We start from the raw sequence: 21,628 nt of genomic DNA, 5'->3' as shown, positions 1-21,628 counted from the left end.
TCACATTATGCCCGTGCCGGCGACCGACGGCTCGCCCGACGCTCCTTGAGCCCGACGATCGCGGTCTTGAGTCCCTTCCGGCGACCCGTCACCGGGTCGACGGTCGACACCAGATGCACCTCGGGCGACGACTTGAACCGCTGCTCGGACGCGGTCTCGGGGGCGTCGTCGACGGTATCGGTCAGGTACTTGTTCGGCAGTGACAGCTTGGCGATGGTCCGCCACGACTTGGCGTACTGCACCGGCAGCGAACCGGTGGTGTACGGGATGTCGTACTTGGCGCACAGCGCCTGCACGCGCACCGAGATCTCCGGCAGCCGGTTGCTCGGCAGGTCCGGGAAGATGTGGTGCTCGATCTGGTACGAGAGATTGCCGCTCATGAAGCCCAGCACCGGACCCGAGCGGAAGTTGGCGCTGCCGAGCATCTGCCGCAGGTACCACTCGCCCCGCGTCTCGCTGTCGACGTCCTGCTTCGTGAACTTCTCGGCGCCGTCGGGGAAGTGACCGCAGAAGATCACCGCGTTGGTCCACACGTTGCGGATGACGTTCGCCATCAGGTTGGCGGTGAGCGCCTTGCGTGCCGCCGTGCGGGATCGGGTCAGCAGACCGATGCCGACGGGGAAGGCGAAATAGTCCTTGTGCGTCTGGCGGGCGATCTTGGTTCCCACGTCGCGCAGATCCTGGTGGAACTGATCCTTCTGGGCCTGCGTCTTGCGCTTCTTGCCCAGTTCGAGGTGCTGCGCCGCGACGCCGTACTCGAAGCCGAGCGACAGCAGCGTGTTGTAGACGACGTTGCCGAGGTTGAACGGCCGCCAGCGCTGATCACGTGTGACGCGGAGCAGGCCGTAGCCCACGTCGTCGTCCATGCCGAGCACGTTGGTGTACTTGTGATGGATGTAGTTGTGGGTGTGCTTCCAGTGCGCGCTGGGACCGGTGTTGTCCCACTCCCACGTGGTGGAGTGCACCTCCGGGTCGTTCATCCAGTCCCACTGGCCGTGCATCACATTGTGGCCGAGTTCCATGTTCTCGACGATCTTCGCGATGCCGAGCGTGGTGGCGCCTGCCCACCACAGTCGCCGGTCACGGGCGCCGACGGTCAGTACGCGCCCGGTGATCTCCATCGACCGTTGGAACCGGATCGTGTTGCGGATGTAGCGCGCGTCGCGCTCTCCGCGGTCGGCCTCGATGTCGGCGCGGATCTGGTCCAGCTCCGCACCGAGCGCTTCGACGTCCGCGTCGGTCAGATGGGCGTATTCGGGGATGTCAGAGATCGCCATGCCACTTCCTGAAGTTGGGGGACTTTCTAACTTACGCAATCGTAGGTTACGGTTCCGTAGGCTGTCCACCCCCACCTAGAGTGTCCCGCATCATAGATGCGAAGAACAGCCTCTGACGAGGTCAGACGTCGAGCGTGCAGTCGCCTGCGGCCGCGCTCACACACGTCTGAATGCGCTCGCCTTCAACGTGCTCGACGCCGGTCCGCAGGTCGCGAACGCACCCCTTGTCGAGCATCACCACGCAGCTCTGGCAGATGCCCATACGGCAGCCGAACGGCATCAGCACGCCCGCCTGCTCCCCCGCCTCGAGCAGGGTGGTGGCACCGTCGACCTCGAGTTGCCGGTCCGGCGTACCGAAGGTGACGACACCGCCCTCGGCGCCGACCGCGCCGCGTTCGAGCGCGAACCGCTCGATGTGCAGCTTCTCCGCAGCGCCCGCCTCGTCGAACTGCTCACTGAGCATGTCCAGGAAACCGCCCGGTCCGCACGCCCAGGTCTCGCGCTGCGCCCAGTCCGGACACAGGGCGCGCAACTGCGCGGGCGTCACCTTGCCGTCGACGCGGGTGAGCTGCACGTGCAGGGTGATGAGCCCCTCGTCCGCCATCGCCCGCAGTTCATCGCCGAACATGAGATCCGCCTCGGTCGGCACCGAGTGCAGGACGGTTACGTCCGCGCGCTGCTCTCGACGGCGCATGGCGCGCAGCATCGAGATGATCGGCGTCAGACCGCTGCCCGCGGTGGCGAACAGCAGTCGTTCCGGCAGCGGGTCCGGCAACACGAATTCGCCCGCGGGCGCCGCCAGCCGCACCACTGAACCGGGCTCGAGGCCGTTCACCAGGTGCGAGGAGAGGAACCCCTCGGGCATCGCCTTGACCGTGATCGACACCGTCCGGTCGGCGCGCGACGACGCGGGCACCGACGTCAGCGAGTACGACCGCCACGTCCACCGCCCGTCGACGAGCACGCCGATTCCGATGTACTGGCCGGGGTGGTAATCGAAGGAGAAGCCCCAGCCCGGCTGGATGACGATGGTCGCGCTGTCGGCCGTCTCCGGCCGCACTTCGACGATCTTGCCACGCAGTTCGCGCGCCGACCACAGCGGATTCGCCAGATGCAGGTAGTCGTCGGGCAGCAAGGGGGTCGTCACCCGCGCCACCGCGGCGCGCAGCCAGGTGGATCGTCTCCGGCGAGCCGCGACATCGGCCGCCGGTGCTTCGAATCGTTCGCGCCACGCCATCTGCAGTCTCCTCCATCGGTCTCGAGTCGCCCCGAAACTACTAAGTTACGATTCCGTAGGTTAGCGTTTCGGGGCGCTCGACGCCAGATGAGCGGGCTCGGACGAGATCACGCCAACAGCGTGCCGGGCTTCGCCGCGTACGGGGTGAAGAAGTCGTTCGCCGGAGCGCCGGCGAGCGACATCTCCAGCGCCGGGACCGACATCCCGTCGATCTGTTCGCGAATGATGTCCGCGTGCCCTGCGTGCCGGGCGTACTCCTCCACCTGATGCGCCAGGTAGTACCGAGTCTTCATCGGCCGGGAGTCGTAGACGCCGGCCCACGGCGCGGGCTGCGCCATCGCGTCGGCGTCGGGATCACTGCCGCGCATCGCCTCGAGGAACGCGGCGCGGGCGGCGTCGAACTGCTCGACGATTTCGGCGGCCGTCTCGGAGTCGGTGAGGGTGAAGCTACCCAGATACTCCGCGTACGCGGCCTCGTCGAGCACCAGCGTCTCGGCGCGGCCCGTCAATTCCGCGACTGCGCCGCGCATACCGCGCGTGACGTGCTTGAGGATGCCGCCGACGGACAGCGCGCTGCGGCACGGAGTCTCCCGCGCCTGGTGGTCGGTGAGCCCGTACGCTGACGCGCGCAGTGCCGCGAGCTGCTGGTCGGCGTAGTTGGTGAGGCTGGTCAGTTCGTCGTCGCGGGCGGGTGCGTACATGAGGTCCTCCGTGGGTCGGCTGCTGTTGCCCCTCCATGTTCTCGACCCAACCGGTCAGTTTCTGTCCGCTATCAAGATTTCTCTACAGGAGTTCCAGCAGGAACGGGAGCTCCTGCGTCGCGTACCACCCCAGGTCGTGATCTTCGACGTCGCCGACGGCGAGTTCGCCGTCCTCATCGCCCAGATCTGCCGCGTCGATCAACTCGACCGCTTTGACCACCGCCGACTCCGCCTCGGCGCCGTCCACATGCACCGCGACGATCGCCGAGTGCGGCACGGGCGCGGCCACCTTCACCACGGCGTCGTCGAGGTCCGGCCGGACCGCCGCGTCGGCATCGGCGACCACCACCACGCGTCGTACCGGCAGGTCGGAGTCGTCCGCGGACAGGAGCCGAAGCGACGCCCGTGCGGCCTCGCGCAACGCGACCTCTTCCAGCTCTTCGTCGTCGCCCGCCACATACGCTTCACGCAACGCGGGGGTGAGCGCGAAACCGGTCCCGCCGACCGGCGCGAACGGGGTGTCCGGCGCCGCCATCAGCGCCTGGATCATCGTGAGTGTTGCGGGCAGATAGACGCGCATGTAGTCCCTTTCTGGAGATGGACGAATCGGGTCAACGATCGCTTCCGGCAGGTGCCGGGCCGGTGAGAAGTTCGTCGAGCGACTCCGTCACGTAGCCGGGCATCGCAGGCAGGTCGCCGACCACCGATCGATCCGCGATGAACGCGATCTGCACCTGGTTGGCGTACTCGTTGACGCTGATGCCGAGGGCGCGCTGGGTCGCGAGGGTGGGGATGGTGAAGATGCCGGTGATCGGAATGCCGCCGACGTATTTGCGGCCGATCCGCTCCGAACTCATCGAGATCGGAATGTTGTAGGCCCGCTGGAAGATGCCTGCGAACGCGCGCGTCGATCGATCCGAGAACGGCACCAGGCCGAGTTCGGGCAGGATCGGGCGGAGTCCCTGCGACATCCGCCGCGTGGACTGCGAGTATCGGTCCGCCAAGCCCGCGACCTGCATCAGTCGCACCGACGGTGCGTCCTCGCCGACGGGCAGATCGGTGACGAACTCGGTGCCGCCGATCACGATCCAGGCGCCCGACGCCTCCCCCTCCACGGTGTCCGGGTCCCGGGCGGACAGCGGCATGGTGGCGCGCACGGTCTCGCCGTGACTCACCGAGTCCTTGACCGACATCAACCAGCGGCGCAGCGCACCGGTGAGGATCGCGAGCACCACATCGTTCAGGGTGCACTCGTACTTCGCGACGACGGCTTCCAGATCGCGGCGCGCCAGGGAGGAGAACGCGAACAGTCGCGACGACGTGGTGACCGCGTTCAGCGGACTGTCGGGAGCCGCGTTGACCATCTGGCTCACCACGCCGCTGACCACACGCGCCGACTTGTCCGCGACCGACCACAGATCGGCGACCGGGCCGTTGCCGCGCAGCAACGAGTCGACCACCTCGCCGGGCCTGGCCAACGCCTCAGCGAGCGCACCCGCCGTCAACGACGCCGATCTCGGTGGCCGCCGAGGCATCCACAAGTCGTCCTCGAGCGGCTCCCGGTCGGCGACGTCGTCGCACAGCACTTCACTCAACTCCGGGTGCTCGGGGCTTCCGAGCATGCACCGGTGCGTTTTGGTGAGAATCACCGAACGGTTGTCGTACAGGCCCTCGATCAGATACATCTCCCACAGCGGGCGGGTGCGATCGAGCGGCCGCGACATGACGCGGGCGATCAACTCCTGGAGTTGTTCGACGGTGCCGGGCTGCGGGAGCGCCGAGAGCCGGACGTGGAAGTTGATGTCGAACTCTCGATCGTCGACCCACACCGGCCGAGCCAGTCCGAAGGTGATCTCGGCGACGATCTGGCGGTACCGCGGTGCCGTCTGCAGTCGATTCTCGACCAGGGAGACCAGCGCGTTGTAGTCGACCTCGGCGCCCGGGTGCTTGGTCTTCTTGTGCGGATCCAGGATCAGCAGGGCACCCAGATGCGCCGACGTGCCCGACCCGTCGAGGAAGTAGAACATCGCCTCATCCGGCGACAACCGATTCACCATGATGTCGTCGAGTTTAAGCCCGATCGGGCAGTCGGGCCGCATCGCCGTCAGACGATGGTCAGTTCGACGATCGTCCAGGACGGACGGGAGCGCCCGCCGGTCGCCGGAACGGCCGGCGGGCGCTCCGCGCGCACGATACGGCCGGCCACGGCGCGGACTCGCGTCCCCCGCTGCAGCGTGCCGAAGTAGTCTGCGCAGTCCCGTCCGTGCATCTGCAGATGCACACGGATCAGGCGCCCGGCTTCGGCGCTCGCATCCGGCGACGGCCGCCGCAGTCGGCTGCTCAACTCCTCGACGACGTCCGCCGCGACCCATCGACTCAGATGGGCGGCGGCCCGTCTCCCGTCGAGCACCTCGAGCAGATGCTGCAACGCCCGAACGGTCGCGGACCGCGCAGACCGCGCCGCGTCCACGTCGTCCTCGATCGCCTCGCGGGCGATCGCCTTGTCAACGACCCCCGAACCGATAAGTGTGTTCACCGTCATACAAGTCAGACGCAACAGCGCACGGTTCGGTTCCACGACACGCCGACCAGTCGCGAAAGACAGCGGAAACGCAGGGGGCGAGGCGCTCCGGTTAGCGCTTCTTCCGACGCGACTTCGCGGGCTTGTTCGCCGGCTTGGTGGACGCGCGCGCCGCCGCTCGACGCTCCTTCCGGCTGCCGATCACCTCGGACGGCGTTCCCGAGGCGTACTCCTCGACGTCCGACGACTGCTCGGGCGCCCCCGACTCATCGGGCCCGCTGTAAGTCATCGGCGCGTCCGCGGCGGGCTCCTGGCCGCCGAACGCGGCGCCCGCGAGCATGTCGCTCACTGACGTCCCCAGCTGCGGTTCGGGGGCCTGGGTCTCGACCTGCGCGTTGAAGATGTAGGTGACGGCCTCTTCCTTCATCGCCTCGAGCATGCGGGTGAACATGTCGAAGCCCTCGCGCTGGTACTCGACGACCGGGTCGCGCTGCGCCACCGACCGCAGGTGGATGCCCTCGCGGAGGTAATCCATCTCGTAGAGGTGATCGCGCCATTTCCGGTCCATCACCGTCAGCAGGATCGACCGCTCCAACTGGCGCATCGCCCCGTCGCCCGCGATCGCGGCCAGCTCGCTCTCGCGGCGGTCGTAGGCCTCCAGCGCATCCGCGACGAGCGTCTCGCGCAGTTCCGCCGACGAGATGTCGTCACGCTCGCCGTACTCGTTCTCGCCGACGGCCTTCTTGGCGTCGAGTGTGATCGGGTACAGCTTGCCGAGCGCCTCCCACAGGGTGTCGAGGTCCCAGTCCTCGGCGTAGCCGAGCTCGGTCGCGCTGTCGCTGTACGCGCCGACCACAGAGCTGACCATGTCGCGGACCTGCTCGTGGTGGTCCTCGCCCTCGAGGATCTCGCGGCGCTCGCCGTAGATGACCTTGCGCTGCTCGTTCATCACCTCGTCGTATTTGAGGACGTTCTTGCGGATCTCGAAGTTCTGCTCTTCCACCTGCGTCTGCGCGCTGCGGATGGCGCGGGTCACCATCTTGGCATCGATCGGGACGTCGTCCGGCAGGTTGAGCCGCATCATGATGGTCTCGAGCGCGGCGCCGTTGAAGCGTCGCATGAGCTCGTCCCCGAGCGACAGGTAGAACCGCGACTCGCCGGGGTCGCCCTGACGGCCGGAGCGGCCGCGCAGCTGGTTGTCGATGCGGCGCGATTCGTGACGTTCGGTGCCGAGCACGTAGAGGCCGCCGACCTCACGGACCTCGTCCGCCTCCTTCGCGGCGTCGGCGCGGGCGATCTCGATCGCCTCGTCCCATCCCGACTCGTACTCCTCCGGCGTGTTGACCGGATCGAGTCCGGCCTTGCGGAGTCGGGTGTCGGCGATGACGTCGGGGTTGCCGCCCAGCACGACGTCGGTGCCGCGACCGGCCATGTTGGTGGCGACCGTGACCGCACCGAGCGTGCCCGCCTCGGCGACGATCTGTGCCTCCTGCTCGTGGAACTTCGCGTTCAGCACCGAGTGCGCGATGTCGCGCTTGGTCAACAGGTTCGACAGGTACTCCGAGCGCTCGACGCTGGTGGTACCGATCAAGACCGGTTGGCCCTTCTCGTGCCGTTCGGCGATGTCGTCGGCGACGGCGTCGAACTTGGCCTCTTCGGTCTTGTAGATGAGGTCGGTCTTGTCCATGCGGATCAGCGGCTTGTTGGTGGGAATGGGCACCACGCCGAGCTTGTAGATCTGCTGGAACTCGGCCGCCTCGGTGTCGGCGGTGCCGGTCATGCCCGCCAGCTTCTTGTAGAGGCGGAAGTAGTTCTGCAGTGTGATCGTGGCGAGAGTCTGGTTCTCCGCCTTGATCTCGACGCCTTCCTTGGCCTCGATCGCCTGGTGCAGCCCCTCGTTGAAGCGGCGGCCGTCGAGCACGCGTCCGGTGAACTCGTCGACGATCATGACCTCACCCTTGCGGACGATGTAGTCCTTGTCCTTGTGGAAGAGTTCCTTGACCTTGATCGCGTTGTTCAAGTACCCGACGAGTTGGGAGTTCTCCGGCTCGTACAGGTTGTCGATCCCGAGTCGGTCTTCGACGAAGGCGACGCCTGCCTCGTGGACGCCGACGGTCTTCTTCTTGATGTCGACCTCGTAGTGGACGTCCTTGTCGAGCAGCGGCGCGATGCGCGCGAACTCGGAGTACCACTTGCTCGACGAATCCGCCGGACCCGAGATGATGAGCGGGGTGCGGGCCTCGTCGATCAGGATGGAGTCGACCTCGTCGACGATGGCGAAGGCATGCTCGCGCTGCACCAGTTCTTCGATGCTGTGCGCCATGTTGTCGCGCAGGTAGTCGAAGCCGAACTCGTTGTTGGTGCCGTAGGTGATGTCGGCGGCATAGGCCTCACGACGCTGATCGGGCGACATGCCGGTCAGAATCACCGCGGTCTCCAGCCCCAGGAAGCGATGGACGCGCCCCATCCACTCGGCGTCGCGCTTGGCGAGATAGTCGTTGACGGTGATGACGTGGACGCCCTTGCCGTTCAGCGCATTGAGGTACGCGGGGAGCACACACGTCAGCGTCTTGCCCTCACCGGTCTTCATCTCGGCGATGTTGCCGAAATGCAGTGCTGCGCCGCCCATGATCTGGACGTGGAAGTGCTTCTGCTGCAGGACGCGCATCGCCGCCTCGCGGGCGACGGCGAAGGCCTCGAGCAGGAGGTCGTCGAGGGTCTCGTCCTTCTCGAGTCGCTCGCGGAACTCGACTGTCTTGGCGCGCAACTCGTCGTCGGAGAGGTTCTCCATCTCGTCGGAGAGCGCCTCGACGCTCGTCGCGATCGCGTCCAGTCGCTTGACCATGCGACCTTCGCCCAGTCTGAGCAGCTTGTTGAGCACCGGCAATCCTCTGAGTTCTGTGTGTCTGTATCCCCCGCCGCACCACAGCACCTCGACTGCGACCGGCAGAACTCGGTCCATGGTACGGGTCCACACGGACTGATGCCCCATGCAGGGACGATCGGGGTCTCCCACCACCAGCGATTCCGCCGCACGGTGGTCGGCGCCGCCGCCCGCTGACCCCGCTCACGAGCGTGACCGCCGCCCCGGTTCGGGACGACGGCCACGGTGTCTCTCTGGAACTCAGGCCAGCCGGATGAGGCCGTAGTCGAAGGCGTGGCGACGGTAGACCACAGACGCCTTGTCGGTTTCACTGTCGTGGAAGAGGTAGAAGTCGTGCCCCACCAACTCCATCTCGTACAGGGCTTCGTCCACCGACATCGGTGAGGACGGGTGGTCCTTGGTGCGGACCACCTGGCCCGGCTGGTAATCCTCAACGCTGTTCTCGAAGGGATCCGCCGGTGCGGCTGTTTCGGTCGGCAGCAGGTGCGGAGCGTCTGCCGCAGCCTCGGCCAACGAGGTGGGACGGTGCATTCCGTCCTTGCGAATCCGCTTACGGCTCTTGGCCCGGCGGAGTCTCTTGTGCAGCTTCTCGAACGCGAGCTCACTCGCCGCGTAGAAGTTCTCGCCCGCCGCCTGTGCGCGAACCACCGGTCCCTTGCCGCGGCCGGTGATCTCCACGATCTCCGCGCTCTTGGCCTGACGAGGGTTCGGCTCGTGGTACAGGATCACCTCGAAACGGAAGATCGAGTTGTCGAAGTGCTCGAATCGAGCGAGCTTGCTGCTCATGTAGACGCGGAAGTGATCCGGAATCTCCACGTTGCGCCCACTCAAGGTGAGGTCTGCCTGGAGTTCGGATGCGGACGACGTGTCTACCGTCGACGGCACTTCGAACGCGGCTTTGAGGTCGAGGCGTTCCACGGGCGCAGCTTTCGATTCGCGCTGACCCTTACGATGAACGACCGTCATATCGACATCCTCCTCAGGTTGCTCTCGCGTCGGATCCTGGCGTCCGACCGAGGTACCAATTCGCTTGTCGCACAACCACACTGAAGTCGGTGGTTCGATGCGAAGACAGTGACCCGCAGCAGAATAAGCGGATCGTCCACGTCGCGCACAGGAAGGCATCGGCGCGGTGGAAAAGGTTCTGTCACCTCCCGGCACTCGATGTTCATCACTGCCACTTCCGAAGGTATCCGCAAACTCGCCGTCCGGCCACGTTTTGCCGATCATGCACCTGACAGAACGACGACCGCGGCGACCTGAGCACCGCCGCGGTGCAGTGCTGCGACCGCGTGTGCCGCGGTCGCACCGGTCGTGAGGACGTCGTCGACCAGCACCACGGGGACGCCCGCGTCGGCCCCGCGGCCGAGGACGGCGGGCGGAAGCGCATGACGCAGTCGCACCGCTCCGGCGAGATTCGCACTGCGCGCCCCGGCGCCGAGACCCGCGGAGTCGCGCGTCAGGGCCGCGGTCGCCAGCACGGGAGCCACGCGAACGCCTGCGCCGAGCCGTTCCGCCGCCGCCCGCGCGACGGCCGTCACCGTGTCACCGCCCCGACTGCGCGCGGCGAGCAGCCGCGTCGGCGCAGGCACCAGCACCAGACGCCCCGACGAGGGCAGTTCGTCCCACCGAGCCAGGTCCACCAGGCCGGAGGCCAGGATCGCTCCGAGGACCGGTGCCAGGTCGCGTCGTCGATGTTCCTTGAGGTTCACGATCGCCGAGGCCATCGGACCGCCGTACCGCGCCATCGCCCAGACCGGGACACCCGGATCGATGCGCGGCGCCAACTGCCGGGGCACATCGGACAATCGGTGGGCGCACGCGTCACACCAGGGCGTGTTCGGCCGACCGCAGCCGCCGCACTCCTGCGGCACCACGAGATCGGCCAGCGCCGCCAGAACAGCGCGGGCACCACCTCGATCCCCCGCCATGCCTGCCGATTGTAGGAGACGTCACGGCCGCATGGTCCGCACTCAGCGGCCGGGGACCACGGGTACGGTTCCATGGCCCGCCTCCGGGCCGACTGCGGTCCAGTACTGATCGGGGCGGACCTGACCGGTGCCGATCTGCTGCACGCCGCGGTTGTCGCCTACGTACACCGTCGTTCCCGATGCCGCGATGTCGACGACCGGCGGCTTGAGGTTGCCGCTGACCAGCCCGTACGACTGCGTCCCCGCAATCGACGCGCGCCAGACGGGCGTGTCCTCGCCACGTCGGGTGATGTACAGGATCTCGGCGGTGGACCACGCGACGCCGACGGCCTCCCCCACCAGATCCGGCGTCAGCTCGTACACGCCGGTGAGCGACGGGACGCCGCGATCGTTGACCGAGATGACCGCCATCAGCACGCGCCCGCCGACGATGAGCGCGACGCGCACGCCGTCCGGCGACACCTGCATCGCGGTGATCGGCCCCGGGGCGATGGCGGTGACTGCACTCGCATCCAGGGGACCCGACCGCGCCGATCCGGTGGCCGGATCGTAGATCCATTGGTACGGGCGGCCATCGACCGCCACGTACCCGGTGTCCGTCGCGGCGCCGTACGAGGGTTTCGTCATCGTCGCACCGTCGGCCGCCTCGACGGCCCGGCCGTCGTAGGGGCCCACCATCAGTGCGCTGCGGCCGTCCCGCTGGACGACGACCGCCGCCTGGCTCAGATCCGAGGAGATTCCCGCCGCGGTGATGTCGCGCATGCCGCCGAAGTCGCCGCCCACCGGAACTGCGCGGTTGCCCGTGAGGCGCGTCAGCACGCCGTCGCGCACCAGGTGCAGCGGGGCCTGATCCCGCTTGGGCTCGGGTTCGAACGAGCTCACGTCGGCGCTCCGCCAGCCCTCGGATCGGCCGGCGACCAGTGCGGCCCCGTCCGCCATGATCCGGTAGGTGCCGGAGATGCCCGCGTCGTCGAGGGTCCAGATGATCTGGGCGGCGAGCGCCGTCCGACTCTTCGCATCCGCGTCGGACACATCACCGAGCGGGACCACGATGCTGTTGCCCGTGGTGGTCACCGGCCCCAGCAACGACACCCCGCGCACGGTGCCGTCGGCGACGGCGCCCTCGAGCATGCTGTCCGGCCCCGCGAGCAGGCGGTTGACGACCGCCGACGGATCCGGTTCCGCGCCGAACAACCAGCGCGGATCGGCGACGAGCCGGGTCATTGTCCGATCCGGGTAGAACAGGTCCACCTGGCGGTAGGCGGTGAGGAACTGCGAGGCGTCCGTGACGGTCCCCGAGGGCACGTCGCCGTTGATGCGCCACGCGCCGTCGATCCGCGCCAGCGACACCGCGAGAACGATCGACCCCGCGGCCGACCGGAGCGCGCCCGACGACGTCAGTTCGCCCGTCCGTTCGCCGGTGATCCGCAGTCGGACGGCGTTCTCGGTGCGCTCGTCGATGGTGATCTCGACGTTCCGCATCACGGTCATGTCGCCCTGGTCGTCCCACCCCTGACTCGCCTGCGGCGTCAGGAACTTGCGGGCGGCGCGATGCCCGCCGGTGGGATCCGACATCGCCTTCACGAAGTTCCGCGCCATGGTCTCGGGGTCGTCGTCCGGCCGCGGCGACGGCACCACGTTGGTGGGGCGCTTCCGGTCGAAGGCGTGGATGGGCTGCGGCGAGGACGATTCGGGAATGTCGACGCAGCCGGTCAACACCATCGCGGCGGTGAGCAGCAGACTCAGCGCCGCCACCAGTCGTCTCATCGGCCGGCCTCGATCGGCCGCAGCGGCAGCGGACTCCCGAGCAGTTTGTGTCCGCGCACCAGCGGCAGGGTGAGGCGGAAGCACGACCCTTCGCCGGGTTCACCCCACGCTTCGAGTCGCCCCTGGTGCAGGCGTGCGTCCTCGATGCTGATCGCCAGGCCCAGTCCGGTGCCGCCGGACCGACGCACTCGTGACGGGTCGGACCGCCAGAAGCGGTTGAACACCAACTTCTCCTCTCCCGGACGGAGGCCGATGCCCTGGTCGCGGACGGTGATGGCGACAGCATCGCCGTCGGACCGCATCGTCAGGGTCACCGGCTTGTGCTCGCCGTGGTCGATGGCGTTCGCCAACAGATTACGCAGAACGCGCTCGATGCGACGCGGGTCGATCTCCGCGAGCACCGGCTCGGCGGGAAGATCCAGCACCAGGTCGCTCCCGGACTCGGCGGCCAGATGCGAGACGGTCGCGACGGCTGCATCGATCGGGACCGCCATGTCCATCCGTTCGGCGGCGAGTTCGGCCATGCCCGCGTCGTGCCGGGAGATCTCCAGCAACTCGGTCAGGAGCGTCTCGAATCGGTTCAGTTCCTTGTCGAGGAGTTCCACCGAGCGCCGTTGGACCGGGTCGAGGTCTTCGCGGCCGTCGTAGAGCAGATCAGCCGCCATTCGCACGGTGGTCAGCGGCGTCCGCAGTTCGTGGCTGACGTCCGAGGTGAACTGACGCTGCAGGCCGCCGAACTCCTCGAGGTGCGAGATCTGGCGGGACAGGCTCTCGGCCATGTCGTTGAACGAGACCGCCAGTCGCGCGAACTCGTCCTCGCCGTACACCGGCATCCGCTCGGAGAGTCGACCGTCGGCGAAGCGCACCGCGATCCGCGACGCCGACCGCAGCGGCGCGATGACCTGCCGGGTCACCAGCCAGGCGATCGCGGCGAGGAGTCCGAGCAGCACGAGTCCGCCGGTGAGCAGAGTTCCGCGCACCAGCGACACCGTGTTCTGTTCGCTGGCCAACGGAAACACCAGATACAGTTCCAAGCCCTGGATGGGGCTCTCCACCGGCGACCCGATCACGAGTGCCGAGACCGCGCCACCGCCCTGTTGGATCGTCGTGTACTGGTAGGCCACCTGCCCGCCCGCGACCATCTTGCGCAGGGCCGACGGCACGTCGTCGACCGGTCCGACGGCGATCTCCTGGGCGGGCCGGGTCTCTTCGCGCACCACCAGCACGCTGTCGAAGGAGCCTGCGACGGCCGCACTCTGCGCGGTGCCCGGGTCCTGATCGGTCATCAGGGAACGCGCCCGCGCCAGCCGGTTCTGCACGGCGGAGTTGGCTTCGGCGCTGCCCAGGACGCGTTCGACGACCGACCGCATCCTGCCGATCTCCTCGGTCGCGACTTCTTGCTTCGCGTCGAGGAGGCGACCGGTGATCTGGCTGACCAGCACGAATCCGAGGATCAGCAGCACCACGAAAGACAGGATCAGCGTCGAGACGATCACTCGGGTCTGCACGGACCGGCGCCAGATCTGCCCGGTGGTCCGTCCGACGCCCGCGATGGCGCGCCGGATCAGTGCGAGGAGTCGGTCGATCGGCCCCCGGTTGATCCGGCGGCCCCCGATCACGGCGGCCCGGCCTTGTAGCCGACCCCTCTCACGGTGAGCACGATCTCCGGATTCTCCGGATCAGTCTCGACCTTGGCGCGCAGCCGCTGGACGTGCACGTTCACCAGGCGAGTATCGGCCGGGTGGCGATAGCCCCACACCTGTTCCAGCAGCACGTCGCGGGTGAAGACCTGGCGCGGCTTGCGCGCCAGCGCGACGAGGAGGTCGAACTCCAGCGGTGTCAGCGAGATCGGCACACCGTCGCGGGTGACCTTGTGTGCGGGCACGTCGATCTCGACGGGGCCGATGGCGAGCAGTTCTGCCGGGTCGTCCTCGTTGCGGCGCAGGCGGGCGCGGATCCGGGCGACGAGTTCTTTCGGCTTGAACGGCTTCACCATGTAGTCGTCGGCGCCGGACTCCAGGCCGAGCACCACATCCACGGTGTCGGATTTGGCGGTCAGCATCACGATCGGCACATTGGAGTCGGACCGGAGGACGCGGCAGACGTCGATGCCGTTCATCCCGGGGAGCATGAGATCCAAGAGCACCAGGTCGGGGCGGACTTCGCGGACCGCGGTCAGCGCCTGCGTGCCGTCGCCGACGGTGAACGGCTCGAAGCCTTCGTTCTTGAGGACGATCGTGAGCATCTCGGCGAGGGCGGCGTCGTCGTCAACAACCAAGATGCGTGGCTTCATGCCTGCCATGGTGTCACTTCGCCCGCGGATTGGTCGCTGCGACACGCCCGCGCCGCCCCGCGGCGGCGCGCCTGGGTGGCGACCTGGCCCACACTGCCTAGACTGTCCGGCGTGGGCATTCTCGTGGCTGTTGAAGGCCTGGACGGCGCAGGCAAACGCACGACTGTCGCGCGGATCGAGAAGGCCGCCGCGGCGCGCGGGGCCTCGGTCAGTTCCATCGCCTTTCCCCGGTACGGCGAGTCGATCACCGCCGACCTGGCCTCGGAGGCGTTGCACGGCAGGCACGGCGACCTGCGCGACAGCGTCTATGCGATGGGGCTGCTGTTCGCGCTCGACCGCGCCGCCGCCCGCCCGCTGCTGCGCGGCGCGCTCGCCGAACACGACCTCGTCCTCTGCGACCGTTACACGGCGTCGAACGCCGCCTACAACGCCGCGCGTCTGGGCGAGGGTGCGGAGTCCGACGTGGTCTCGTGGGTCGCCGATCTCGAGTTCGGCCGCTTCGCGCTGCCGGTCCCCGACCACCAGCTCCTCCTCGGCGTTCCGCCCGAGGTCGCGATGACCCGTGCCGTCGGCCGCGCCGAGGCCGACGCCGACCGCCCCGTCGACGCCTATGAGCGCGACACCGACCTGCAACAGCGCGTCTACCGCGTCTACGGCGAGTTGGTCGAGACCGACTGGATGTCGACCTGGTCTTGGGCCGACGGCGACGACGCCGTCGAAGCGGTCTTGGCCCAACTGAACTGAGCCGGGCCGCACAGCGCAAGCGAGCCCGCCGGCCTCCGACAAAGAACCGCCGCACCGGAGCGATACCTCCCGGTGCGGCGGAACAGGAACCGAAGGAATCAGTACCGGTAGTGCTCCGGCTTGTACGGCCCCTCCACATCCACGCCGATGTACTCGGCCTGGTCCTTGCTGAGCTTGGTCAGCTGACCGCCGAGCGCCTCAACGTGGATCCGCGCGACCTTCTCGTCGAGATGCTTCGGAAGGCGGTAGACCTCGTTGTCGTACTCGTCGCCCTTGGTCCACAGCTCGATCTGCGCAATGACCTGGTTGGCGAAGCTGTTGCTCATCACGAACGACGGGTGGCCGGTGGCGTTGCCGAGGTTGAGCAGACGTCCTTCGGACAGCACGATGATGCTGTGGCCGTCCGGGAACACCCACTGGTCCACTTGCGGCTTGATGTTGATCCGGGTCATGCCCTCGGCGGCTTCGAGGCCCGCCATGTCGATCTCGTTGTCGAAGTGACCGATGTTGCCGAGCACGGCCTGGTTCTTCATCTGCAACATGTGCTCGTACGAGATGATGCCGAGGTTGCCGGTCGCGGTGATGACGATGTCGGCATTGCCGATGGCGTCGTCGACCGTGACGACGTCGAAGCCGTCCATCAGCGCCTGGAGGGCGTTGATCGGGTCGATCTCGGTGACCTGAACGCGGGCGCCCTGGCCTGCGAGCGACTCGGCGCAGCCCTTGCCGACGTCACCGTAGCCGCAGACGAGGACCTTCTTGCCGCCGATCAGCACGTCGGTGCCGCGGTTGATGCCGTCGACGAGCGAGTGGCGGGTGCCGTACTTGTTGTCGAACTTGCTCTTGGTGACCGAGTCGTTGACGTTGATCGCCGGGAAGTCCAGCTCGCCTGCTGCGGCGAACTGGTACAGACGGAGCACACCGGTGGTGGTCTCCTCGGTGACGCCCTGGACCGACTGGGAGACCGCGGTCCACTTGTTCGGGTCCTTGGCGAGCGACCCGCGCAGCAGTTCCAGGAACACCTTGTATTCGGCCGGGTGGCTCGCGTCGGCCGGGGGCACGACGCCCGCCTTTTCGAACTCCGAGCCGCGCAGCACCAGCATGGTGGCATCGCCGCCGTCGTCGAGAATCATGTTCGCCGGCTCGTCGGGCCAGGTGAGCATCTGCTCGGCGGCCCACCAGTACTCTTCCAGCGTCTCGCCCTTCCAGGCGAACACCGGGACGCCCTTGGGCTCGTCGATGGTGCCGTACGGCCCCACGACGACGGCGGCGGCAGCATGATCCTGAGTGGAGAAGATGTTGCACGACGCCCACCGGACTTCGGCCCCGAGGTCGACCAGCGTCTCGATCAGGACCGCGGTCTGCACGGTCATGTGCAGCGAGCCGGAGATGCGCGCTCCCTTGAGCGGCTTCACATCGGCGTATTCGCGGCGCAGTTCCATCAGGCCGGGCATCTCGTGCTCGGCCAGCCGGATCTCCTTGCGGCCGAACTCGGCCTCGGAGAGGTCGGCGACCTTGAACTCGACGCCGTTGCGGGTTTCGGTGGTCAGAGCGCTGTCAGGCGCGGTCATCTGGTCCCTCTCGATTGGAAAGTCGGTGATCATGAACGACGGTACCGGCCGCCTGTCGGCGACCGGTACCGTGTCATGGCCTCTCTACGCTAGCGCGCTCAGGTCTTGTCTCCCGGACCGCCGTCCCCGGCGGGTTCCGGTTCCGCCTGCGGGTAGCCCGGCAGTTCCTTGCGCTCGCGCATGCCCAGCACGGAGTGTCTGGCTCCGTAGGCCAAATAGACGACGATGCCGATCATCATCCACACCACGAATCGGATCCAGGTCTCGATCGACAGGTTGATCATCAGCCAGAAGCAGGCGAGGACCGCGAGGATCGGCACCAGCGGGACGAACGGCACCCGGAATCCGCGTTTGAGGTCGGGGCGGGTGCGACGCAGAACGACGACACCGACGCAGACCAGCACGAATGCGAACAACGTGCCGATGTTGACCATCTCTTCCAGGGTCCCCATCGGAAAGATGAACGCAAGGAGACCGGAGACCACGCCGACGATCACGGTGATGCGAACCGGGGTGCCCCGGCTGCCGGTCTTGGCCAGGCCGCGCGGCAGCAGACCGTCGCGCGCCATCGCGAATCCGACGCGGGTCTGGCCGAGGAGCATCACCATGACGACCGTCGTCAAGCCGGCGAGCGCGCCGATGTTGACCGCCCATCGGACCCAGTCCACGCCGTTGATCTTGAACGCGGTCGCGAGAGTGGCGCTGTCGCCGGACAGTTCGGTGTACTTCACCATGCCGGTGAGGACGAGCGAGACGCCGACGTAGAGGACGGTGACGATCGCCAGCGAACCGAGGATGCCGCGCGGCAGCGCCTTCTGCGGGTTCTTGGTCTCCTCTGCGGTCGTCGCGACGACGTCGAAGCCGATGAACGCGAAGAACACGAGCGACGCCGCGGCCAGCAGGCCGTACCAACCGAAGTTGCTGCCGTCGCTGCCGGTCATCCACGAGAACAGGGTCTGGTGGATCCCCGACTTCGACTCCGTCGGCGTCTCAGCGGGCGGGATGAACGGCGAGTAGTTCTCCTTCTTGATGTAGAACGCACCCGCGACGATCACCAGAACCACGACGCCGACCTTGATGGCGGTGATGACCAACGACACCCGAGACGAGAGCTTGGTCCCCGAGATCAGCAGGACGGTCAGCACGGCGATCAACAGGAGCGCGCCCCAGTCGAAGTCGTGCCCGCCGATGGTAATGATGTTGTTGCCCTCACCGATGATGTTGCCGAGGTACAGCGACCATCCCTTCCCGACCACCGAGGCGGCGAGCGCGAACTCCAGAATGAGGTCCCAGCCGATGATCCAGGCGATGAACTCGCCGAAGGTCGCGTACGAGAAGGTGTACGCCGAACCAGCCACCGGCACCGTCGACGCGAACTCCGCGTAGCAGAGCGCGGCCAGGCAGCAGGCGATGGCCGCGAGCACGAAGGCCAGCGAGACGGCCGGTCCCGCGACGTTGCCCGCGGTGCGCGCGGTCAGCGTGAAGATGCCTGCGCCGACGACCACCGCGACGCCGAACACCGTGAGGTCCCATGCGGTCAGATCTTTTCTGAGTTTGGTGTCGGGCTCGTCGGTGTCGGCCATCGATTGCTCGACCGACTTGACCCGAAATAATGGATTGCTCACGATGTCTCCTCGTCAATTCGTGCATGACAGGGCGCCGGCCCTCCGGCGCTGATCGAGTACTCCATTCCTGGTCAGGTGTCACGAGTTGGATGCGGCTGCGAGGCGCGGACGACGTCCTCCGCCTTCATGACCGCATCCTCGTCGGCGAGATCGGTGACCTCGGGGTGGGTGGTCAGGAACACGATGCTGGCGATCAGCCCGCCCCACACGATGACGGCGGCGACCAGCAGCAGAACGATGGCGGTGGCGGTCATCGGATCGCCTCCTTGTTCGTCGAGGACGTCGCGTTCTCCGCGGCCGAGCCGTCGACGGGCGGCCACGGGGTGAAGGTCGGATCGTCGCGGCCGTTCCATTTGATCGAGGTGAAGACTGCGGCGAGGACGACGAGCAGCACGACGGTTCCCCATCCGAACACGCCGACGTACCACGTCGGGTACCCCTCGTATCCGTTCTTGACGAGGTCGTAGACCTTCTGGACCAGCATGATCCCGAGGAAGATCGGCGCGTACAGGCCGATGACCGGGATCCACCACTTGCCCACCGTGAACGTCGAGACTGCGTTCAAGTGCCCGCGCAGGGTCTCGATGGTGCGGGCGAGCCAGACGACGACCACGCACATCGCGATCGCCGAGACGACGATGCCGATGTTGTTGGCGAACTGGTCGACAGTGTCGAGGGCGATCAGCCCGGTGGTGGTGGCGAACAGCCCGAACGACACGATCGCCGAGACGATGCCGACACTGACCGCCGCCGTCGTCTTCGAGAGTCCGAACTTCTCTTGGAAGGCCACCGAGACGCCCAGGACCAGCGAGATCAGCGACGTGAATCCGGCGATCGCGAGCGATCCGAAGAACAGTGCGCCGAACAGCGCGCTGCCGGGCATCTGCGCGATCACGGTCGGGAACGTGATGAACGAGAGTGTCGGACCGGTGATGCCCTCGAGTTCGCCGACGGTGACGCTCTGCTGATGCGCCAGGAAGCCGAGCGTCGAGAAGACACCGATGCCTGCGAGGAGCTCGAACGACGAGTTCGCGAAACCCACGACCAGTCCGGACGAGGTCATGTTCGCCTTGCGTCGTTGGAACGACGCGTAGGAGATCATGATGCCGAAGGCGATGGACATCGAGAAGAAGATCTGGCTGTAGGCCGCGATCCACACGTTGAGGTCGGTCAGCGCGCCCCAGTCGGGCGTGAACAACGCGTTCAGTCCGTCGGAGGCGCCCGGCAGCGTCAGCGCCTTGATCACCAGCGCAGAGAAGCCGAGGACGAGCAGCGGCAGGCCGATGACGTTCAGTTTCTCGACGCCCTTGGCCACGCCGAGCGCCAGGATCACGATGATCGCCGCCCAGACCGCGATGAGGGGCCAGGCGACGCCGCCGACGATCTCCGTCGACACCCCGGGATCGCCGAGGTGCAGATAGTCGCCGGTGAAGAACGCTGCAGCGTCGTCGCCCCAGGAGAGGTCGAACGAGAAGTAGAAGTAGCTGAGCGACCACGCGATGATCACCGCGTAGTAGGTGGAGATGACGAACAGGATGGCGGTCTGGAACCAGCCGAGCGCCTCGGCTTTGCGCCACATGCGGCGGAAAGCGAGCGGGGCGGCCGCGCGGAAGCGGTGGCCTACCGCGTAGTCGAGGAACAGGATGGGAATGCCTGCGGTCACGAGGGCGATGAGATACGGGATCAGGAAGGCACCGCCGCCTCCCTCATAGGCAACGCCTGGGAATCGCCAGATGTTGCCCAGTCCCGCAGCGGACCCGATCGCGGCAAGGATGAAGCCGCGGTTACTGGTCCACGTCTCCCGCCCTTCTGGGGCCGGGGACACAGATGTGGTCACGAAGTGACTCCTTTCACACTTTGATCGGTGCGTGTCGGAGGGTAGCGCATGGAGTCGTTCGCCGAGGTCGCATCCGACGTAATCGAGATCAGGACGTTTCTCCGCGATCGATGTCCGGCTCGAGGTAGATCACGCGTGCCTGCGGCACTCTCGCGCGGACGCGGGCCTCGGCGCCGTCGATCGCCCGGGCGATCTCGACCGCGCTCAGTCGCGGCGCGATGGCGATCTTGGCGGCGACCAGGAGTTCGTCGGGCCCCAGGTACTGGGTCTTCATGTGGATGACGCGGTCGACGTCCGAGCCGGGCAGCGCGGCCCGGATCGCGACGTCCTCCTCGTCGGTGGCGCCCTCACCGATCAGCAGACTCTTCATCTCGATGATCAGCAGGACGGCGATGAAGCCGAGCAGGATGCCGATCGACAAGGTGCCGATGCCGTCCCAGACCGCGTTGCCGGTGATCATCGTCAGGCCGACGCCCGCGAGCGCGAGGATCAGGCCGATGAGGGCCCCTGCGTCCTCGAGTAGCACCACGGGCAGTTCCGGACTGCGCGAGGAGCGGATGAACCGCCACCACGACGCGTCGCCCTTGAGCGGCCGCGACTCCTTCTGTGCGGTGTGGAAGCTGTAGCCCTCGAGGCAGATCGCGACGACGAGGATGGCGACGGCCACGAGCGGCGAGTCGAGTCCGTGGTCGCCCGCGTGCCGAATCTTCTCGACGCCCTCGTAGAGCGCGAACATGGATCCGAGCGTGAAGATGACGAGCGCGACGACGAAGGAGTAGAAGTACCGGTTCCGGCCGTAGCCGAACGGGTGCAGTCGGTCGGCTTCCCGCTTGGCCGCCCGCTGCCCCAGCAGGAGCAGGCCCTGATTGGACGTATCGGCCACCGAGTGCACGCCCTCGGCGAGCATGGACGACGATCCGGTGACGGCGAAGCCCACGAACTTGGCCACCGCGATCCCGGCATTCGCGGCGAGCGCCGCGATGATCGCCCGCGTCGATCCCTCTGTTGACATCTTCCAACCCCTCGCTGGACGTTCCGTGTGTCGAAAACGATAGCCGCACAAGGCACGACGCACGCACGATGCGCCACCCGCAAGTCGGTCGAGCGCCCTCCCCAAGCCGGTTGAGTGGCACCTGCGAGCGAAGCCCACGCCGGTCGAGTGGCGCCTGCGAGCGAAGCGAGCACGCCCCCCCCCCAAGCTGGTCGAGTGGCGCCTGCGAGCGTAGCGAGCACGCGTCGT

General features: G+C 67.2%; 18 protein-coding genes. 1 reads left to right on the top strand and 17 read right to left on the bottom strand.

Annotated elements, in window-relative coordinates; genetic code table 11:
- Nucleotides 1-5: 5 nt before the first annotated feature.
- From GH2_RS00090 to mtrA, 12 genes are all read right to left on the bottom strand, one after another.
- Entirely contained in the window at nucleotides 6-1,277 is a 1,272-nt protein-coding gene (locus GH2_RS00090) for a fatty acid desaturase family protein (RefSeq protein WP_066161556.1), read from the bottom strand.
- 121 nt (nucleotides 1,278-1,398) lie between these two features.
- Entirely contained in the window at nucleotides 1,399-2,514 is a 1,116-nt protein-coding gene (locus tag GH2_RS00085) for a ferredoxin reductase (protein ID WP_066161554.1), read from the bottom strand.
- 107 nt (nucleotides 2,515-2,621) lie between these two features.
- Entirely contained in the window at nucleotides 2,622-3,215 is a 594-nt protein-coding gene (locus tag GH2_RS00080; protein ID WP_066161552.1) for a mycothiol transferase, read from the bottom strand.
- Between the two features lie 82 nt (nucleotides 3,216-3,297).
- Nucleotides 3,298-3,795, bottom strand: a complete 498-nt coding sequence (locus tag GH2_RS00075) for a DUF6912 family protein (protein ID WP_066161550.1) — start codon at nucleotides 3,793-3,795, stop codon at nucleotides 3,298-3,300.
- A 31-nt stretch (nucleotides 3,796-3,826) separates the two neighbouring features.
- Nucleotides 3,827-5,272: a wax ester/triacylglycerol synthase domain-containing protein gene (locus GH2_RS00070; protein ID WP_066163157.1), complete on the bottom strand. Its 1,446-nt coding sequence runs from the start codon at nucleotides 5,270-5,272 to the stop codon at nucleotides 3,827-3,829.
- Nucleotides 5,273-5,319: 47 nt separating this feature from the next.
- Complete coding sequence (locus GH2_RS00065; RefSeq protein ID WP_372434405.1) at nucleotides 5,320-5,751, bottom strand: Rv3235 family protein; 432 nt, start codon at nucleotides 5,749-5,751, stop codon at nucleotides 5,320-5,322.
- 97 nt (nucleotides 5,752-5,848) lie between these two features.
- A complete protein-coding gene (secA, locus tag GH2_RS00060; protein ID WP_066161549.1) occupies nucleotides 5,849-8,617 on the bottom strand; it encodes a preprotein translocase subunit SecA in 2,769 nt (922 codons plus the stop codon).
- Nucleotides 8,618-8,860: 243 nt separating this feature from the next.
- Nucleotides 8,861-9,586: a ribosome hibernation-promoting factor, HPF/YfiA family gene (gene hpf / locus GH2_RS00055; protein ID WP_066161547.1), complete on the bottom strand. Its 726-nt coding sequence runs from the start codon at nucleotides 9,584-9,586 to the stop codon at nucleotides 8,861-8,863.
- A gap of 260 nt (nucleotides 9,587-9,846) precedes the next feature.
- Nucleotides 9,847-10,551, bottom strand: coding sequence for a ComF family protein (locus GH2_RS00050; RefSeq protein ID WP_066161545.1), 705 nt, complete (start codon nucleotides 10,549-10,551; stop codon nucleotides 9,847-9,849).
- A 42-nt stretch (nucleotides 10,552-10,593) separates the two neighbouring features.
- Entirely contained in the window at nucleotides 10,594-12,318 is a 1,725-nt protein-coding gene (locus GH2_RS00045; RefSeq protein ID WP_066161543.1) for an LpqB family beta-propeller domain-containing protein, read from the bottom strand.
- Entirely contained in the window at nucleotides 12,315-13,937 is a 1,623-nt protein-coding gene (mtrB, locus tag GH2_RS00040; protein ID WP_084247209.1) for an MtrAB system histidine kinase MtrB, read from the bottom strand. The genes GH2_RS00045 and mtrB overlap by 4 nt, the downstream gene beginning before the upstream one ends.
- On the bottom strand, nucleotides 13,934-14,620 hold the full coding sequence (gene mtrA / locus GH2_RS00035; RefSeq protein WP_084247208.1) for an MtrAB system response regulator MtrA: 687 nt from the start codon (nucleotides 14,618-14,620) through the stop codon (nucleotides 13,934-13,936). The genes mtrB and mtrA overlap by 4 nt, the downstream gene beginning before the upstream one ends.
- A 102-nt stretch (nucleotides 14,621-14,722) precedes the next feature.
- Here mtrA and GH2_RS00030 point away from each other — a divergent pair, with 102 nt between their 5' ends.
- A complete protein-coding gene (locus tag GH2_RS00030; protein ID WP_066161540.1) occupies nucleotides 14,723-15,355 on the top strand; it encodes a dTMP kinase in 633 nt (210 codons plus the stop codon).
- Between the two features lie 98 nt (nucleotides 15,356-15,453).
- Here GH2_RS00030 and ahcY read toward each other — a convergent pair whose 3' ends face one another.
- The 5 genes from ahcY to GH2_RS00005 form a co-directional block, all read right to left on the bottom strand.
- Nucleotides 15,454-16,926 (bottom strand): adenosylhomocysteinase, encoded by a 1,473-nt coding sequence (gene ahcY / locus GH2_RS00025; RefSeq protein WP_066163153.1) that lies wholly within the window; start codon nucleotides 16,924-16,926, stop codon nucleotides 15,454-15,456.
- A 98-nt stretch (nucleotides 16,927-17,024) separates the two neighbouring features.
- Nucleotides 17,025-18,551, bottom strand: a complete 1,527-nt coding sequence (locus tag GH2_RS00020) for an amino acid permease (RefSeq protein ID WP_066161538.1) — start codon at nucleotides 18,549-18,551, stop codon at nucleotides 17,025-17,027.
- A gap of 71 nt (nucleotides 18,552-18,622) precedes the next feature.
- On the bottom strand, nucleotides 18,623-18,805 hold the full coding sequence (locus tag GH2_RS00015; protein ID WP_066161536.1) for a methionine/alanine import family NSS transporter small subunit: 183 nt from the start codon (nucleotides 18,803-18,805) through the stop codon (nucleotides 18,623-18,625).
- Nucleotides 18,802-20,388, bottom strand: coding sequence for a sodium-dependent transporter (locus GH2_RS00010; RefSeq protein ID WP_066161534.1), 1,587 nt, complete (start codon nucleotides 20,386-20,388; stop codon nucleotides 18,802-18,804). The genes GH2_RS00015 and GH2_RS00010 overlap by 4 nt, the downstream gene beginning before the upstream one ends.
- 88 nt (nucleotides 20,389-20,476) lie before the next feature.
- Nucleotides 20,477-21,400 carry a cation diffusion facilitator family transporter gene (locus GH2_RS00005; protein WP_066161532.1) on the bottom strand — a complete coding sequence of 308 codons (924 nt, stop codon included), beginning with the start codon at nucleotides 21,398-21,400 and terminating at the stop codon, nucleotides 20,477-20,479.
- Nucleotides 21,401-21,628 lie beyond the last annotated feature (228 nt).

Source organism: Gordonia hydrophobica NBRC 16057 (assembly GCF_001592365.1).
Lineage (GTDB): Bacteria > Actinomycetota > Actinomycetes > Mycobacteriales > Mycobacteriaceae > Gordonia > Gordonia hydrophobica.
Note: the sequence above shows the minus strand (reverse complement) of the source record. Positions and strands in the feature narration are given on the sequence as shown.